Annotated in this window: 15 protein-coding genes; 12 read left to right on the forward strand and 3 right to left on the reverse strand. The window is 43.2% G+C overall.

What is annotated here, in order from left to right:
• The 6 genes from Xets_RS03495 (at nt 1) to hemB (ending at nt 5,105) form a co-directional block, all read left to right on the forward strand.
• The gene (locus Xets_RS03495) at nt 1-669 is read left to right on the forward strand and encodes an SCP2 domain-containing protein (protein WP_099131510.1); all 669 of its coding nucleotides are present in this window, start codon (nt 1-3) and stop codon (nt 667-669) included.
• Nucleotides 656-2,293: a ubiquinone biosynthesis regulatory protein kinase UbiB gene (ubiB, locus tag Xets_RS03500; RefSeq protein WP_099131511.1), complete on the forward strand. Its 1,638-nt coding sequence runs from the start codon at nt 656-658 to the stop codon at nt 2,291-2,293. Before Xets_RS03495 ends, ubiB begins: the two co-directional genes overlap by 14 nt.
• A gap of 133 nt (nt 2,294-2,426) precedes the next feature.
• On the forward strand, nt 2,427-2,693 hold the full coding sequence (gene tatA, locus Xets_RS03505; RefSeq protein ID WP_099131512.1) for a Sec-independent protein translocase subunit TatA: 267 nt from the start codon (nt 2,427-2,429) through the stop codon (nt 2,691-2,693).
• A gap of 3 nt (nt 2,694-2,696) precedes the next feature.
• Nucleotides 2,697-3,179 (forward strand): Sec-independent protein translocase protein TatB, encoded by a 483-nt coding sequence (gene tatB, locus Xets_RS03510; RefSeq protein ID WP_099131513.1) that lies wholly within the window; start codon nt 2,697-2,699, stop codon nt 3,177-3,179.
• Between the two features lie 3 nt (nt 3,180-3,182).
• Complete coding sequence (tatC, locus tag Xets_RS03515) at nt 3,183-3,971, forward strand: Sec-independent protein translocase subunit TatC (protein WP_187651153.1); 789 nt, start codon at nt 3,183-3,185, stop codon at nt 3,969-3,971.
• 117 nt (nt 3,972-4,088) lie between these two features.
• Entirely contained in the window at nt 4,089-5,105 is a 1,017-nt protein-coding gene (gene hemB, locus Xets_RS03520) for a porphobilinogen synthase (protein ID WP_099131515.1), read from the forward strand.
• A gap of 58 nt (nt 5,106-5,163) precedes the next feature.
• Here hemB and rfaH read toward each other — a convergent pair whose 3' ends face one another.
• Nucleotides 5,164-5,652 carry a transcription/translation regulatory transformer protein RfaH gene (gene rfaH, locus Xets_RS03525; protein WP_099131516.1) on the reverse strand — a complete coding sequence of 163 codons (489 nt, stop codon included), beginning with the start codon at nt 5,650-5,652 and terminating at the stop codon, nt 5,164-5,166.
• A 255-nt stretch (nt 5,653-5,907) separates the two neighbouring features.
• On the opposite strand from rfaH, the gene ubiD reads away from it, so the two are divergent.
• Complete coding sequence (gene ubiD, locus Xets_RS03530; RefSeq protein WP_099131701.1) at nt 5,908-7,380, forward strand: 4-hydroxy-3-polyprenylbenzoate decarboxylase; 1,473 nt, start codon at nt 5,908-5,910, stop codon at nt 7,378-7,380.
• Between the two features lie 10 nt (nt 7,381-7,390).
• Nucleotides 7,391-8,092, forward strand: a complete 702-nt coding sequence (fre, locus tag Xets_RS03535; protein ID WP_099131517.1) for an NAD(P)H-flavin reductase — start codon at nt 7,391-7,393, stop codon at nt 8,090-8,092.
• A gap of 179 nt (nt 8,093-8,271) precedes the next feature.
• Here fre and fadA read toward each other — a convergent pair whose 3' ends face one another.
• Together fadA and fadB are read right to left on the reverse strand one after the other, a co-directional pair.
• Nucleotides 8,272-9,435: an acetyl-CoA C-acyltransferase FadA gene (gene fadA / locus Xets_RS03540; protein WP_099131702.1), complete on the reverse strand. Its 1,164-nt coding sequence runs from the start codon at nt 9,433-9,435 to the stop codon at nt 8,272-8,274.
• Between the two features lie 11 nt (nt 9,436-9,446).
• On the reverse strand, nt 9,447-11,633 hold the full coding sequence (gene fadB / locus Xets_RS03545; protein ID WP_187651154.1) for a fatty acid oxidation complex subunit alpha FadB: 2,187 nt from the start codon (nt 11,631-11,633) through the stop codon (nt 9,447-9,449).
• A gap of 273 nt (nt 11,634-11,906) precedes the next feature.
• Here fadB and pepQ point away from each other — a divergent pair, with 273 nt between their 5' ends.
• The 4 genes from pepQ to hemG are packed head-to-tail and all read left to right on the forward strand — an operon-like array spanning nt 11,907 to nt 15,921.
• Complete coding sequence (gene pepQ / locus Xets_RS03550) at nt 11,907-13,241, forward strand: Xaa-Pro dipeptidase (protein WP_099131519.1); 1,335 nt, start codon at nt 11,907-11,909, stop codon at nt 13,239-13,241.
• Nucleotides 13,241-13,852 (forward strand): IMPACT family protein, encoded by a 612-nt coding sequence (locus Xets_RS03555; RefSeq protein ID WP_099131520.1) that lies wholly within the window; start codon nt 13,241-13,243, stop codon nt 13,850-13,852. The genes pepQ and Xets_RS03555 overlap by 1 nt, the downstream gene beginning before the upstream one ends.
• A gap of 36 nt (nt 13,853-13,888) precedes the next feature.
• Complete coding sequence (gene trkH, locus Xets_RS03560; protein ID WP_099131521.1) at nt 13,889-15,340, forward strand: Trk system potassium transporter TrkH; 1,452 nt, start codon at nt 13,889-13,891, stop codon at nt 15,338-15,340.
• A 38-nt stretch (nt 15,341-15,378) separates the two neighbouring features.
• Nucleotides 15,379-15,921 (forward strand): menaquinone-dependent protoporphyrinogen IX dehydrogenase, encoded by a 543-nt coding sequence (gene hemG / locus Xets_RS03565; RefSeq protein WP_099131522.1) that lies wholly within the window; start codon nt 15,379-15,381, stop codon nt 15,919-15,921.
• Nucleotides 15,922-16,262 lie beyond the last annotated feature (341 nt).

Genomic DNA, 16,262 nt, shown 5'->3' on the forward strand with positions numbered 1-16,262 from the left:
ATGGAAACACCTTCATCAAGCCATAGTATGAGTTCTGCGGCATCAAATGATAAGGTGTTGTTTCCGGTAGTAACGGCCTTTCTGGAAACAACCCTGAATCATCTGTTATATCGCGAAGCTGTATTAAAACCTGCCCGCTTGAGACTGGCAGGTAAAATACTGTCCATTAAACTGCAAGAAATCGAAACACCCTTGATACTGATATTCAGTGAGAAACGAGTGGATGTTTTGAGCCAATGGTCAGAACCTGCGGATTGCTCGATGAAAGCAACGTTCCCTGCATTACTCAAGCTACAGGATCGCCAGTGCCTTTCAACCCTGATTAATAGCGGTGAAATTGTCATTGAAGGGGACATGCAGGTGATTCAACAATGGTCTGCTTTGCTGGATATGTCAGAGTGGGACCCTGCGCATTACCTTTCTCCTTATGTTGGTGATATTGTCGCGGAAGGTATTACCCGGATGATGAAGAAAAGTTTTGAATTTGCCAACAATACCATTGCAAGGAAGAAAACGTATTTCACCGAATCATTGACGGAAGAATGGGAAATGGTTCCCAGTGCGTTGGAAGTGGCTTATTTCAGTGAAGAAGTTAATGCCGTTGCCAATCAGATGAACCAACTCGAAAAACGGTTGGCGGCACTGGAGGAAAAACATGACACCCAGTGAAATTAGACGACTTTACTTTATCATCCGAGTTTTTCTTTCTTACGGATTGGATGAACTCATCCCTAATATTCGCTTGACATGGCCGTTGCGTTTTGGGCGTTATTTCCTGTTTTGGATACCTAACAAGCATAAGGATAAACCTCTCGGCGAACGTTTGCGTTTAGCATTACAAGAACTCGGCCCCGTGTGGATCAAATTTGGCCAAATGCTCTCCACGCGTCGTGACTTGTTCCCGCCTGCGATTGCAGATCAACTTTCGATGTTACAAGATCGGGTGGTTCCCTTTGATGGTGCAGTGGCACGAAAATCGATTGAAACGGCTTTAGAGGGAACGCTGGAAACGTGGTTTGAGAATTTTGATCCACAACCACTGGCTTCCGCTTCTATCGCTCAGGTACATACTGCTCGGTTGAAGGAGAATGGCAGAGAAGTTGTCCTAAAGGTGATCCGCCCGGATATTCTGCCGGTAATTAAAGCTGACGTGCGGTTAATGTATCGCCTGGCAAATTTGGTTCCCCTTTTACCTGATGGTCGTCGTCTTCGTCCGCGTGAAGTTGTAAGAGAATATGAGAAAACCCTGCTTGATGAGCTAAATTTATTGCGTGAAACTGCAAACGCGATTCAATTGCGGCGTAATTTTGAAGATAGTTCAATGCTCTACGTGCCGGAAGTCTATCCTGACTATTGCCGGGAAAATGTTTTGGTGATGGAGCGAATTTATGGCATTCCCGTGTCAGATGTCGCGGCTTTAGAGGCGCAGAACACCAATATGAAAGTGTTGGCTGAGCGTGGAGTTCAGGTATTTTTCACCCAAGTATTTCGCGATAGTTTTTTCCACGCGGATATGCATCCCGGTAATATTTTCGTCAGTTATGACAAACCGGAAGATCCTACTTATATCGGCATCGATTACGGCATTGTTGGCTCTTTGAATAAAGATGATAAACGCTATCTGGCTGAAAATTTCATTGCTTTTTTCAATCGTGATTATCGTCGGGTCGCTGAACTGCATGTTGATTCTGGCTGGGTGCCGGCAGATACCAATGTGGAAGATTTCGAATTTGCCATCCGTACCGTTTGTGAACCGATTTTTGAAAAACCATTGGCTGAAATTTCATTTGGGCATGTTCTGCTAAACCTTTTTAATACCGCTCGTCGTTTTAATATGACAGTGCAGCCCCAGTTGGTTCTGCTGCAAAAAACGCTGTTGTATGTTGAAGGATTGGGGCGCCAACTTTATCCTCAGCTTGACCTGTGGAAAACAGCAAAACCTTTTCTGGAAGATTGGCTACATGATCAGGTTGGGCTTCCCGCAATTGTGCGTGCCTTTAAAGAAAAGGCGCCTTATTGGGCGGAAAAGTTACCAGAGCTTCCAGAGCTGGTATATGGCACGCTCCAGCAGCACCGACGTTTGCAGAGCAGCATTGATCAAATATCGCAACAATTTAGGGAACAACAGCTCAGACAGCGCAAATTTCTTTATTTGTTGGGGATTGGTGCAACTCTCTTTATCTGTGGTAGTTTGTTTTTCATCATAGATCAGAAACATCTGGCGTGGGGGATGATAGGGAGCGGAATTGCATCATGGGGATTAGGCTGGCGTCATTTAAGCAAACATCAATAATTCAGTAATGATGAATATTAAATGAAGGTAATTTTGCCACTATCCTTGATATAATTGCATTATTTTCGAACATAAAGTTCGTCGTTTATAATTAAATCACTAGTAATATTCTGATGAATAGAGGTAGGTCAGTATGGGTGGTATAAGTATTTGGCAATTGCTCATCATTGCCGTCATTGTTGTACTGTTGTTTGGTACTAATAAGCTTCGTACCTTGGGTTCAGACTTGGGTGAATCAATAAAGGGTTTTAAAAAGGCAATGAGTGATGATGAAAAGCCACAACAGCCGGAAAAAATGAGTCAGGATGCCGAGTTCGAAACTAAAAACCTCACTGAAAAGTCCACGGCTGCGCAATCTGAAAAATCAGAGAGTAAAAGTAAAGACAAAGAGCAGGTATAAACCGTGTTTGACATTGGTTTTAGTGAGCTACTGTTAGTGATGATCATTGGCTTGGTTGTTTTGGGGCCGGAACGTTTGCCTATTGCGGTTAAAACAGTGGCTGGATGGATTCGAGTATTGCGCTCGTTGGCGGCTAATGTCCAGAATGAACTTGCTCAGGAATTAAAATTGCAAGAGCTTCAGGACACCCTGAAAAAAATGGAAGAAAAAGCCGACCTGCAATCACTTTCGCCAGAACTGAAAGCATCAATGGAGGAGTTGAAGGAAGCGGCTGAATCATTGAAAAATACCTATCAGTTGAAACCGGATGAAATGAGGGATTTGGAGGAAGACGAAACGCATTTTCATTCTTCTGGGTCTCAATCGGTTGTAAGGCATTCAAATTCAGAACAGGCTAGTTCGGAACCAGTCATTGCAGAGCGATCGAGCCTAAGACCAGAGCAACAGAAAAGAAAATCTCCTGAACAAGCAAATGGCGAACACTGAAACATGTCTGTGGATAATACCCAACCTCTTATCAGTCACCTGATTGAACTGCGTAAGCGGATTTTAAATAGCCTAATTACCGTGCTGATAGTGTTTCTGGCATTGGTTTATTTTTCCAATGACATTTATCGGCTTATTGCAGCACCTTTAATGGAGCAATTACCTAAAGGTGCAAATATGATTGCAACAGATGTTGCATCACCTTTTTTTACACCAATTAAACTGACCATTATAGTGTCTATCTTTGTTTCGGCACCGATGATCCTTTATCAAGTATGGGCCTTTATTGCACCGGCACTGTATAAGCACGAACGCCGTTTGATTATGCCCTTATTGTTTTCCAGTAGCATATTGTTTTATCTGGGAATGGCATTCGCATATTTTGTCGTTTTTCCCATTGCGTTTGGTTTCTTTATCAATACTGTGCCGGCCGGGGTAGTGATCTCGACGGATATCAGCAATTATCTAAGCTTTGTCATGGCGCTATTTATGGCTTTTGGCGTTTCATTCGAAATACCCATTGCCATTATTTTGCTGTGTTGGAGTGGGGTTGTAACGCCAGAATCACTAAAGAGAAAACGTCCTTATATTTTAGTTGGGGCGTTTGTGGTTGGGATGTTGTTAACACCACCTGATGTTTTCTCCCAGACTCTGTTAGCGGTTCCCATGTATTTGTTATTTGAACTGGGAATTTTGCTTTCGCATTTCTATGTTGGCAAATGGGGACGCCGTAATTTAATTAATCCGGAAGATAAATCAGACAGTGATATTGGTGACAATTTTAAAAAATAATCTGACGCCGAGCATTCATAATTATCGCGAACTAATTGATAGTGTTAACATCATTATCATGAAGTGATGACTATTAACCCAGCGCTTTATCGCTGGGTTTTACATTAGGAGAACAATATGAGCTATGTATTTCCGGGGGCATTTCCCGGTCGTCGTATGCGCCGTATGCGCCGTCATGATTTTTCCCGCCGCTTAGTTGCTGAAAATCAACTTACTGTTAATGACCTGATCTATCCCGTATTTGTTATGGAAGGAACGAATCAGCGTCAGGAAGTCCCTTCAATGCCAGGAGTGTATCGTCTGACAATCGATCTTTTGCTGAAAGAAGCAGAAGAGATTGCCCGACTGGGTATTCCTGTTTTGTCTCTGTTTCCAGTCATTGAAGCAGACAAGAAATCGTTGGATGCGAAAGAAGCCTATAATTCAGACGGCTTGATTCAGCGCTCTGTTCGTGCTCTGAAAAATGCAGTTCCTGAATTGGGTCTTTTGACGGATGTAGCACTCGATCCATTTACTACCCACGGGCAAGATGGTGTTATTGATCAGGATGGCTATGTTATCAATGACATTACCAAAGATATTCTGGTTAAGCAGGCATTGTCCCATGCTGAAGCTGGGGCTGAGATTGTTGCCCCAAGCGATATGATGGATGGCCGCATTGGTGCTATTCGCGGGCAGCTTGAGATGGATGGTTATGTTAATACCCAAATTATGGCCTATTCTGCCAAATACGCCTCTTGTTACTATGGGCCATTTAGGGATGCTATTGGTTCCAGCGGTAACTTGAAAAGTGGCAATAAGATGACCTATCAAATGGACCCTGCAAACAGTGATGAAGCGTTGCAGGAAATTGCACAGGATTTGCAAGAAGGTGCAGATAGCGTCATGGTTAAACCCGGTATGCCGTATTTGGACGTGATACGGCAGGTGAAAGATACTTTCGGTGTGCCGACATTTGCTTATCAGGTTTCTGGCGAATATGCCATGCATATGGCAGCTATTCAAAATGGTTGGTTGAAAGAGCAGCCAGCGATTATGGAATCGCTATTGTGCTTCAAACGAGCGGGAGCCGATGGTGTTCTGACCTATTTTGCTAAGCGTGTAGCGCAGTGGCTGCATGAACAAAGATACTGATTATTGTAATAACCTGGGGATATAAAGGCGGGCAACTTTAACTTTGCCCGTTTTCTGATTAAATTTTGATGAAATATTTATTATCTAAAACTTTAGAAACTTCTTTATTAAGAATATTCAGCAAGAGAATGGAACGGGTTTCTCCATCCGGTTCGTTATAAATTGCTTGAATGCCTTCGAAAATTCCCTCAGTGATCAATACAGTATCACCAGTAATTGGGGTTTCAGGTGCAATATATTCTTGCTCAGTAACAGACATTAATTCATCAATTAATGTTTGTGGAACAATGGCGGGATAAGTGCTGAATCGAACGAAATTATTGACGCCACGTGTTGAGTTAACGGTCGTAGTATGAATAACTTCGGGATCAAAGTGAACAAACAGGTAATTGGGAAACAAAGGTTCAGTAACGATGGTTCGTTTACCTCGAATGATTTTTTCAATTTTGGCTGTAGGTGTTAAGCAAATCACGTCCTGTCGCTCTAAGTTCTCTAGTGCCCGAGAGACTTGCCCACGTTTACAGTAAAGAAGATACCAATTTCCCATAATATTTCGACTCCATTACATAGAATGTTTAGCATAACAAAACCAGTGCTAAAGGGTCATCAGTAAAGATAGAAGTTATTTAAAGTGTAAGCCGTATTTTTTTATATTCTATCGTGTTTATTTTCAGTAAAAGTCTATGTATTAATTATTGCACTAAATCCATTGCTTTTTAGCAGGTTATGAGTTTTCCTTGTAACCCTCATGGGAGGGATTATAATGGCTTTCCCTCCTTGAAAATCGGCACGAATGAACAATATGAAATATCGCGATCTAAGAGACTTTCTTTCTTTGTTGGAACAATCAGGTGAATTAAAACGAATTCGTATAGAAGTTGATCCATACCTGGAAATGACTGAAATCGCAGATCGTACTCTTCGTGCCGGTGGCCCTGCCTTATTATTTGAAAATCCTAAGGGATATTCGATGCCTGTGTTGTGCAATTTGTTTGGCACACCTAAACGCGTTGCCATGGGAATGGGGCAGGATGATGTGAAGGCATTGCATGATGTTGGGAAGCTATTGGCTTTCCTTAAAGAGCCTGAGCCACCAAAAGGCTTTCGTGATTTGGTCGATAAATTGCCTAAATTCAAACAAGTTTTGAATATGCCAACCAAACGCCTTAGCTCTGCGCCTTGTCAGGAACAGATTTGGGCAGGGGATGAAGTGGATCTTACCCGTATTCCAGTCATGCATTGTTGGCCAGAAGATGCCGCCCCTTTGATTACCTGGGGGTTGACGGTGACTAAAGGGCCTAATAAAGAGCGCCAGAACTTGGGTATCTACCGCCAACAGGTATTGGGAAAAAACAAACTGATTATGCGTTGGTTATCACATCGTGGGGGTGCGCTTGATTTTCAGGAGTGGTGTCAGGCACATCCGGGGGAACGTTTCCCTGTATCCGTTGCATTGGGTGCCGATCCTGCCACGATATTGGGGGCGGTTACCCCAATTCCTGATACTTTGTCTGAATATGCGTTTGCGGGATTATTGCGTGGGCATAAAACGGAAGTCGTTAAATGTATATCTAATGATCTGGAAGTGCCTGCCAGTGCTGAAATTATCCTTGAGGGCTATATTGAGCTGGGTGAAATGGCACCGGAAGGGCCATATGGTGATCATACCGGCTATTACAATGAAGTAGATACGTTCCCGGTATTTACGGTAACCCATATTACCCAACGCAGTGATGCTATCTATCATTCCACTTACACTGGGCGTCCGCCGGATGAACCTGCGGTGCTAGGGGTTGCGTTGAATGAAGTCTTGGTGCCAATATTGCAAAAACAATTTCCTGAAATTGTGGATTTTTACTTGCCGCCAGAGGGCTGCTCTTATCGACTCGCGGTCGTTACAATGAAAAAACAGTATGCAGGCCATGCCAAGCGAGTAATGATGGGAGTTTGGTCATATCTGAGACAATTTATGTACACAAAATTTGTTATCGTTTGTGATGATGATATCAATGCGCGAGATTGGAATGATGTCATCTGGGCGATAACAACGCGAATGGACCCGCAGAGAGATACTGTCTTAATGGAAAATACACCCATTGACTATCTCGATTTTGCATCGCCTGTTTCTGGGTTAGGCTCAAAAATGGGGTTAGATGCAACGAACAAATGGCCAGGAGAGACACAAAGGGAATGGGGACGCCCGATAGTGATGAGCGATGAGATTCGGGCCCGTGTCGATGAAATTTGGGATCAATTAGATATTTTGAAGCGATAAGAGGGAACGCATGACAATATTAAGTTGTAAAGTAACATCGGTTGACTCCATTACAGATACAGTTTATCGGGTTCGTTTATTACCTGATTCGCCTTTTTCTTTCCGTGCAGGGCAATATTTAATGGTGATTATGGATGAAAGGGATAAGCGTCCTTTCTCTATGGCATCACCACCATCAGAAAAACAGATAATTGAGTTGCATATTGGTGCTTCTGAGCTAAATCTCTATGCGATGGCGGTAATGGATAGAATTCTGGATCAGAAAGTCATTGATATTGATATTCCGCATGGTCAGGCCTGGTTTCGTGAAGACAGCAAAAACCCGATGTTATTGATTGCCGGTGGAACGGGATTCTCATATACGCGATCTATCTTATTGGCTGCATTGGAAAAAAATCCTAATCGTGAAATTTCCATCTATTGGGGTGGACGAGAGTTGCAACACCTTTATGATTTGGCGGAGTTGCAATCATTGAGTGAGCACTATCCTAATTTGACCGTTGTACCTGTGGTTGAACAAGTTGATGAACACTGGCGCGGAAGAACGGGCACAGTTCTGAGTGCAGTTTTGGAAGATTTTGGCAGTTTGGCAAACCATGATATTTACATTGCTGGCCGTTTTGAGATGGCTAAAATTGCCCGTGAACGGTTCTGTAGTGAGCGTGATGCATCTATCGAACACATGTATGGGGATGCATTTGAGTTTATTTGAGCCATTTGCCGATAAAAGATAAGACGACAAAAATAAAAAAACCCGCCCCTGACAGGCGGGAAACTACGGCAACAACGTACTAGAGTGATGCAATAGACAAGACAGACAAGGGAAAACGTTAATTTTTAAAAGCCATAAATTTCAATTGTCAGCTATGTTTTATAGCCAGGTTTTCATGGCTATACTCTTTCAATAATCGTGGCTATACCTTGGCCTAACCCGATGCACATGGTTGATAGCCCGAACTGAACATCTTTACGTTCCATCAAGTTAAGCAGGGTGGTTGTAATGCGAGTACCAGAGCATCCCAATGGGTGACCGAGAGCAATAGCGCCCCCATTCAGGTTTATTCTGTCATCCATACTATCCAGCAGATTCAACCCTTTTATGCAAGCCAAGGATTGTGCAGCGAATGCTTCGTTTAGTTCCATGACGCCAATATCCGCAAGACTTAATCCGGCTTTTTTCAAAGCCATTTGTGTGGCCGGCACAGGCCCATAACCCATGATAGAAGGGTCACAACCAACAACCGCCGTTGAGCGGATACGAGCACGAGGTTTTAATCCTAACGCTTTAGCTTTGCTTTCGCTCATGATCAGCATGGCAGAGGCGCCATCGGAAAGTGCTGATGAGTTCCCCGCTGTCACACTGCCAGTGACTGGATCAAAAACAGGACGCAGCGCAGCCAAATCTTTTAGGTTAGTTTCTGGGCGGATTACTTCATCAAAATCGACGAGTTTCATATTCCCATCAGCATCATGCCCATATATGGGGACAATTTCACTGGCGAAAGCCTTGGATTCAGTCGCTTCTGCTGCACGTCGATGAGAACGTAGGGCAAACTCATCTTGCATTGCGCGACTAATATTGTGCATTTTAGCCAGCATTTCTGCCGTCAATCCCATAACACCCGCTGCCTTGGCAACGTTACGGCTTAATTTGGGATGAAAATCGACACCGTGTGTCATGGGCACATGTCCCATATGTTCAACACCGCCGACCATAACAATATTGGCATCACCAGTCATAATCATGCGGGCACCGTCGTGCAGGGATTGCATTGAAGAACCGCAGAGGCGGTTAACGGTTACCGCAGGGACTGAATGAGGAATACCTGCCAGTAAGGCAGAGTTACGGGCAATATTGAACCCTTGTTCCAGTGTTTGTTGCACGCATCCCCAAGAGATATCATCAATATCTTCAGGCTTAACGGTAGGATTGCGCTTGAGTATTGACTTCATCAGATGTGCGGAGAGATCTTCGGCACGGACCTGACGGAATACACCACCTTTTGAGCGCCCCATTGGGGTACGGATACCATCAATAATAACTACGTTTTCCATGTTTTCAGACCTCACGCTTTTTCACCTGGATTAACAGCAAGTTCTGCGGGTGCAGGGTAGTAACTTTCATTGCTTTCGGATTTTGCTTTCAGGCCAGCAGGGATGTGATAGAGTGCGCCCAAGTGAGCATAGCTTTCTGCCATCTTCACGTAGGCTGTGGTTCCCATGGTATCCAGGTAACGGAACACACCACCGTGGAATGGGGGGAAACCCAGGCCATATACCAGTGCCATATCTGCTTCTGCTGGACTGGCAATGACACCTTCTTCTAAGCAGCGAACAACTTCGTTAATCATTGGGATCATGGTTCTGGCAATGATCTCTTCACCAGAGAAAGTATGTTTCGGTTTGCTGATACTTGCCAGTAATTGATCGGTAGTTTCATCCAGCTCTTTCTTCGGTTTGCCTTTTTTATCTTGGGTATATTTATAGAAACCAACGCCATTTTTCTGACCATAACGCTGATTTTCAAATAGCACATCAATGGCATCCCGATAATCACGGCTCATGCGGTCAGGGAAACCCTGAGCCATGACAGCTTGTGCATGGTGAGCGGTGTCAATACCGACAACATCAATGAGATAAGCAGGACCCATTGGCCAACCAAATTCTTTTTCCATGATTTTGTCGATTTGGCGGAAATCACCACCATCACGCAGCAACATGCCAAAACCAGCCAGATAAGGGAACAATACGCGGTTTACAAAGAAACCGGGGCAGTCGTTAACAACGATCGGTGTTTTACCCATTTTACTGGCATACGCGACAACGCTTGCAATAGTCTTATCTGAGGTTTTTTCTCCACGAATGATTTCAACCAACGGCATACGATGTACTGGATTGAAGAAATGCATACCACAGAAGTTTTCCGGGCGTTTTAGTGATTTTGCTAATTCAGTGATTGGGATAGTGGAGGTATTGGAAGCCAGAATACAGTCATCGCTGATATGTGATTCTGTTTCTGCTAAAACCGCAGCTTTAATCTTAGGATTTTCAACTACAGCTTCAACAACAATTTGGGATTTCTCAATACCAGCATAATTCAGGGTTGGATGAATGGATGCCAGAATTTTAGCCATCTTCATAGCATTTAAGCGTCCACGCTCAAATTGTTTATTCAGCAATTTGGCCGCTTCATTGATACCTAAATCCAGCGCTTTTTGACTAATATCTTTCATCAAGACAGGAATACCCTTGCGCGCTAATTGATAGGCAATACCTCCACCCATGATCCCGGCACCCAGTACAGTCGCATGTTCAGGCGTTGTAACGATTTGCAGGTGTTTCTTCGCCAGCCCTTTAACATATTGCTCATTCAGGAAGATGCCGACTAAAGCACGAGCGACAGAGGTGTGCGCTAATGATACAAAACTGGCGGATTCCAGTTTTAAGGCTTCATCGCGACCCAGTGTAGCGGCTTTTTCAATGGTTTTTACCGCAGTGATTGGCGCTGGATAATGAGGGCCAGCAACCTTCATTACCATACCTTTTGCTACGGTGAAACTCATGGTACGTTCGATTTCATTGAGAGTCAGAGGCATCAGTTTAGGCTGACGGGCGGCTTGCCAATCCAAGTCTCCTCGAATAGCTTGTTCCAGAACTGAAACGGCAGAATCAACCAGTTTTTCGGCAGAAACTACGGCATCAACCAGGCCATTTTTCAGCGCTTCTTCAGCACCAATATCTTTTCCTGCGGAAATGATTTCGAGAGCATTGTCTGTACCAATCAAACGTGGCAGGCGAACAGAACCGCCAAATCCCGGCATAATGCCCAGTTTAGTTTCTGGCAATCCGATGCGAAGATCTGGGGATGCGATACGAAAATCTGTTGAAAGTACCAATTCACACCCACCACCAAGGGCGTAGCCATTGATAGCGGAGATAGTCGGAACAGGGAGATCTTCTATGCGGTTAAAGATATTGTTAGCGAGATCCAGCAATTCGTGCAGTTTTTCTGCTGGCGCACTGAATAACGATAAAAATTCTGTAATGTCTGCGCCAACAATAAAGGCTTGTTTTTCAGAGCGTAACAGCAACCCTTTTAAATTAGTCTCTTGCTCAAGGGTGGAAACGGCTTTATCCAGTGAAGTAACCGTTTTTGTATCTAATTTGTTAATTGCAGCCGGTGCATTGAAAATGAGTTCAGCAATGCCATCTTTCAGCCATTTTACTTGAATAGTTTCACTTAGGTAGAGCATGTCATTCTCCTCAATGAGTGCATACCATCTGGTATGACCAGATGCAGTTGATTGTGATTACTGTGTTAATTTAATGCAAACTGATGATTAATTTTTTGTAGGGCGGATCACAGGTAAGATTTATGGCAGGGAGCAATATATTTTGTTAGTGCTTTGAAAAATATAAATATATCTGCTTAGTTTTAGAAAAGGTGTTTTTCACGTGATAGCTCCCACAATAATGAATTGTGGTAATATTTAAGCTCCTGCCAAAAAATCAAAAGGCTAATTAAGATGGAAAAGTTAGCATCTCTGTACCAAGAACATATTAAAACCTTACAAAAACGTGCCCGAGAAATCTTAGAACGAACTCAGCTTGACGCCATGCTTATTCACTCAGGTGAATCATTACGGGTTTTTCTCGATGACAGCCATTATCCGTTTAAGGTCAATGCACACTTTAAGGCTTGGGTACCTGTGACCAAAGTGCCTAATTGCTGGTTGTGGATTGATGGAGTCAATAAACCTAAGCTCTGGTTTTATTCACCAGTAGATTACTGGCATAGCGTAGAACCCTTGCCCAATGGCTATTGGACTGACGAAATAGAAATGATTCATTTGGCGAAATCTGAAGATATCAATATAAAACTGAATGGATTAGCAAAACAGAATACAGCTTATATTGGTGAACAAACTGAGTGTGCTAAATCTTTGGGTATTCTTGATCACAATATCAACCCAAAAGCGGTTTTGGATTATTTGAATTATCATCGTTCATATAAAACAGATTATGAATTGGCTTGTATGCGTATGGCCCAGAAAACGGCCGTTAATGGTCATCTGGCAGCCTATGATGCATTTTTGTCCGGTGTGAGCGAATTCGAAATCAATATGTTCTATTTGATGGCAACAGGGCACCGTGATACCGATGTCCCTTATGATAATATTGTTGCCTTGAATGAAAATACGGCTGTTTTGCACTACAGCAAATTACAGCAGACGATTCCTTCGGAAATACGCAGTTTTTTGATTGATGCTGGAGCGGAATATCATGGTTATGCAGCGGATATCACTAGAACCTATGTAGCAAAACCTCATAACGATTTTGCCTCACTGATAAAGGATCTGAATGAAGAACAACAGGCGCTCATTGGCACAATTAAAACGGGAGTTCGATATACCGACTACCATATTAATATGCATCAACGTATAGCCAGCATACTGAAAAAACATGATATTGTTCATGGGATCAGTGATGAAGGTATGGTTGAGACAGGATTGACGACACCATTTTTCCCACACGGACTCGGTCATCCTTTAGGTTTGCAGGTGCATGACGCGGCCGGGTTTATGCAAGATGATAGAGGAACCCATCTGGCAGCCCCGGAGATGCATCCTTATTTGCGCTGTACCCGTATTCTGGAGCCAAGAATGGTTTTGACCATTGAGCCTGGGATCTATTTCATTGAAACTTTATTAGCGCAGTGGCGTGAAAGCGAATATCGTCAACATTTCGATTGGAAAAAAATTGATATGTTGAAAACTTATGGTGGTATTCGTATTGAAGATAACATCGTTATTCACGATGGAAAAATTGAAAATATGACCAGAGAATTACAATTATCGTAATGAAGCCTTATTTAATTCCTGCGGCTTCAGTCAGCTTTACTGAAGAAATAAAAAAGAGTCGTTTCATTACCCTGCTGGAGCACACCAGCGGGGTAGATGAGGCTAAGTTATTTATCCAAAGCATCAAAGAGCAGTATCCTGATGCTCGGCATCATTGCTGGGCTTTTGTGGCAGGGGCGCCGGATGATTCCCAACAGTTAGGGTTTTCTGATGATGGCGAACCTACCGGAACCGCTGGCAAGCCGATGATTGCTCAGTTAATAGGAAGTGGTCTGGGGGAAATTACCGCTGTATCTGTTCGCTATTTTGGTGGCATAAAACTTGGTACGGGTGGTTTGGTAAAAGCCTATGGTAATGGGGTACAGCAAGCTCTGAAGCTGTTGCAAACCGAATACAAAGTACCGCAGAAGTTATACCAGTTACAGTGTGAATACTCGCATATTTCAATGGTAGAACAGTTGCTACACCAATTCTCTGGGCAAGTGATCGCCAGTGATTATGCTGAAAATGTCACGTTGCAAGTCTCGCTGCCAGCTACCCTTGTTGGTGAGATAGGTGATAAATTACGGGACTTGAGCCGTGGTGCTTTGTTTTTAACGCCAAAATCATAACTATTCTTCATACCGGATTTCTAAGGAACCAGCCGAATGCATTTTCGCGCCATAACCCGTATTGTTGGACTACTTGTCATTCTTTTCTCTGTCACAATGATTATTCCGGGATTGGTGGCATTGATTTATCGTGATGGTGCAGGCAGGGCATTCAGCCAGACATTCATCTTTGCTCTCGTCATTGGTTTAATATTGTGGGTACCTAATCGCGAACAAAAATCTGAGCTCAAGCCGAAAGAGGGCTTTTTGATTGTTGTCCTATTTTGGACTGTGTTGGGAAGTGTGGGGGCATTGCCATTCATTTTCTCTGAAAAACCCAATCTTTCAGTCACAGATGCCTTTTTTGAATCATTTTCTGGCTTGACGACAACTGGGGCGACGACGCTTGTTGGCCTTGATTCCCTTCCCAAGGCTATTTTGTTCTATCGACAAATGTTGCAATGGTTAGGCGGCATGGGAATTATCGTTTTGGCTGTGGCGATCTTACCTCTGCTTGGTGTTGGGGGAATGCAGCTTTATCGTGCAGAAATGCCGGGGCCGTTGAAAGACAATAAAATGCGTCCTCGTATCGCAGAAACGGCAAAAACGCTTTGGCTGATTTATGTCTTGTTAACGATTGCCTGTGCGCTGGCATTGTGGGCTGCGGGAATGTCGGTATTCGATGCGATTTCTCATAGCTTTTCTACCATCGCTATTGGTGGGTTTTCTACCCATGATGCCAGTATCGGTTTTTTCAATAGCCCAGCCATCAACACGATTATTGCCATTTTCTTATTGATTTCGGGCTGTAATTTTGGTTTGCATTTTGCGGTTCTTTCTGGACGAAGCTTGAAAGTGTACTGGCGTGATCCAGAATTTCGGATGTTCATTACTATTCAGTTGGCACTATTGGCAATCTGTATGCTGATATTATGGCAACATTCCGTTTATGAATCAGAATGGGAAGCATTGAATCACGCTTTTTTTCAAGTTGTCTCTATGGCGACAACAGCTGGATTTACAACGGACTCTTTTGCCAATTGGCCTCTGTTTTTGCCTTTTCTGCTGTTATGTTCTGCATTTATAGGGGGATGTGCGGGTTCAACGGGGGGCGGTCTCAAAGTTATCCGTATTTTGTTGCTGTACTTGCAAGGATCTCGTGAATTAAAACGTTTAGTACACCCGAATGCGGTATATACCATTAAATTGGGACGGCGAGCATTACCGGAACGAATTATTGAAGCAGTATGGGGTTTTTTCTCTGCTTACGCATTGGTTTTCGTCGTGAGTATGTTGTTACTGATCGCAACAGGGGTTGACGAATTTTCTGCTTTTTCTGCCATCGCCGCAACATTGAATAATTTGGGGCCAGGGTTGGGAGTCGTTGCTGATAACTTTACAACTATGAATCCGGCAGCTAAATGGATATTGGTTGTCACTATGTTATTTGGACGTTTGGAAGTATTCACATTATTGGTGCTATTTACTCCTACTTTTTGGCGTGAATAGTGTTTATATGTGAGTCTCTGTTTAATAAGGGCGTATCTATGCGTTATTTGTTGCTCTATTCTACCCAAGATGGGCAGACCAAAAAAATTATTACCCGTATCGCAGAGAACCTCCGTCGTGCTGGTATTAAGTGTGAATTAAGAGATCTTTCTACAGTGAAACAAATCAATTTGACGCCCTACCAAAAAGTAATGGTAGGCGCGTCGATACGCTATGGTCGTTTCAATTCTGTATTGCATAATTTTGTCATTCGCCATCAAAAACAATTGAACCAAATGACAACGGCTTTCTTTGGTGTCAATTTAACGGCGAGAAAACCAGAAAAAAGAACACCAGAAACGAACGCTTATGTACGTAAATTTTTAATAAAAAGTCCGTGGCAACCTGATTTATGCGGAGTTTTCGCGGGAGCGCTACTTTATCCTCGTTATTGTTGGTTGGATCGCATCATGATTCAGTTCATTATGCGAATGACCGGAGGAGAAACAGATACTACAAAAGAAGTCGAATACACCGATTGGGAACAGGTAGATCATTTTTCTGAGAAATTTTTGCAAATACCGTGTGATAAAACGCCTTAAAAACAGTCTTTCTGTTGGTTATTGCCTCGTTTTGAGGAAAAAAAACACGAACAGAAAAAATTTTTAAAAAAACTATTGTCAGAGCCATAAAACTCCCTATAATGCGCTTCCGTTGTCACGACAAACACACAAACCTGTCGGGATGACAACGTGAAAAGCCCTGAATAATAAGGCTTGACACGATAAGAGGAAAGCGTAAGATACGCAGCCTCGCAACCCGGAAGGCACTTCCGGTTGCCAACGCTCTTTAACAAATTAATCAGACAATCTGTGTGGGCACTCGCAAGACACTATCGATATGCCGAAAGGCAAAAAAGATTAAAGTCTTAAAGAGTGACCTG

This window comes from Xenorhabdus sp. TS4, from assembly GCF_014467265.1.
Lineage (GTDB): Bacteria > Pseudomonadota > Gammaproteobacteria > Enterobacterales > Enterobacteriaceae > Xenorhabdus > Xenorhabdus ehlersii.

Excerpts from the sequence above, each read along its gene's own strand:
- tatA (WP_099131512.1), top strand. The coding sequence starts at position 2,427 with ATGGGTGGTATAAGTATTTGGCAATTGCTCATCATTGCCGTCATTGTT.
- fadB (WP_187651154.1), bottom strand. The coding sequence starts at position 11,633 with ATGCTCTACCTAAGTGAAACTATTCAAGTAAAATGGCTGAAAGATGGC.
- trkH (WP_099131521.1), top strand. The coding sequence starts at position 13,889 with ATGCATTTTCGCGCCATAACCCGTATTGTTGGACTACTTGTCATTCTT.
- hemG (WP_099131522.1), top strand. The coding sequence starts at position 15,379 with ATGCGTTATTTGTTGCTCTATTCTACCCAAGATGGGCAGACCAAAAAA.
- fre (WP_099131517.1), top strand. The coding sequence starts at position 7,391 with ATGACAATATTAAGTTGTAAAGTAACATCGGTTGACTCCATTACAGAT.
- fadA (WP_099131702.1), bottom strand. The coding sequence starts at position 9,435 with ATGGAAAACGTAGTTATTATTGATGGTATCCGTACCCCAATGGGGCGC.
- rfaH (WP_099131516.1), bottom strand. The coding sequence starts at position 5,652 with ATGGGAAATTGGTATCTTCTTTACTGTAAACGTGGGCAAGTCTCTCGG.
- ubiB (WP_099131511.1), top strand. The coding sequence starts at position 656 with ATGACACCCAGTGAAATTAGACGACTTTACTTTATCATCCGAGTTTTT.
- pepQ (WP_099131519.1), top strand. The coding sequence starts at position 11,907 with ATGGAAAAGTTAGCATCTCTGTACCAAGAACATATTAAAACCTTACAA.
- tatC (WP_187651153.1), top strand. The coding sequence starts at position 3,183 with ATGTCTGTGGATAATACCCAACCTCTTATCAGTCACCTGATTGAACTG.
- Xets_RS03495 (WP_099131510.1), top strand. The coding sequence starts at position 1 with ATGGAAACACCTTCATCAAGCCATAGTATGAGTTCTGCGGCATCAAAT.
- ubiD (WP_099131701.1), top strand. The coding sequence starts at position 5,908 with ATGAAATATCGCGATCTAAGAGACTTTCTTTCTTTGTTGGAACAATCA.
- Xets_RS03555 (WP_099131520.1), top strand. The coding sequence starts at position 13,241 with ATGAAGCCTTATTTAATTCCTGCGGCTTCAGTCAGCTTTACTGAAGAA.
- hemB (WP_099131515.1), top strand. The coding sequence starts at position 4,089 with ATGAGCTATGTATTTCCGGGGGCATTTCCCGGTCGTCGTATGCGCCGT.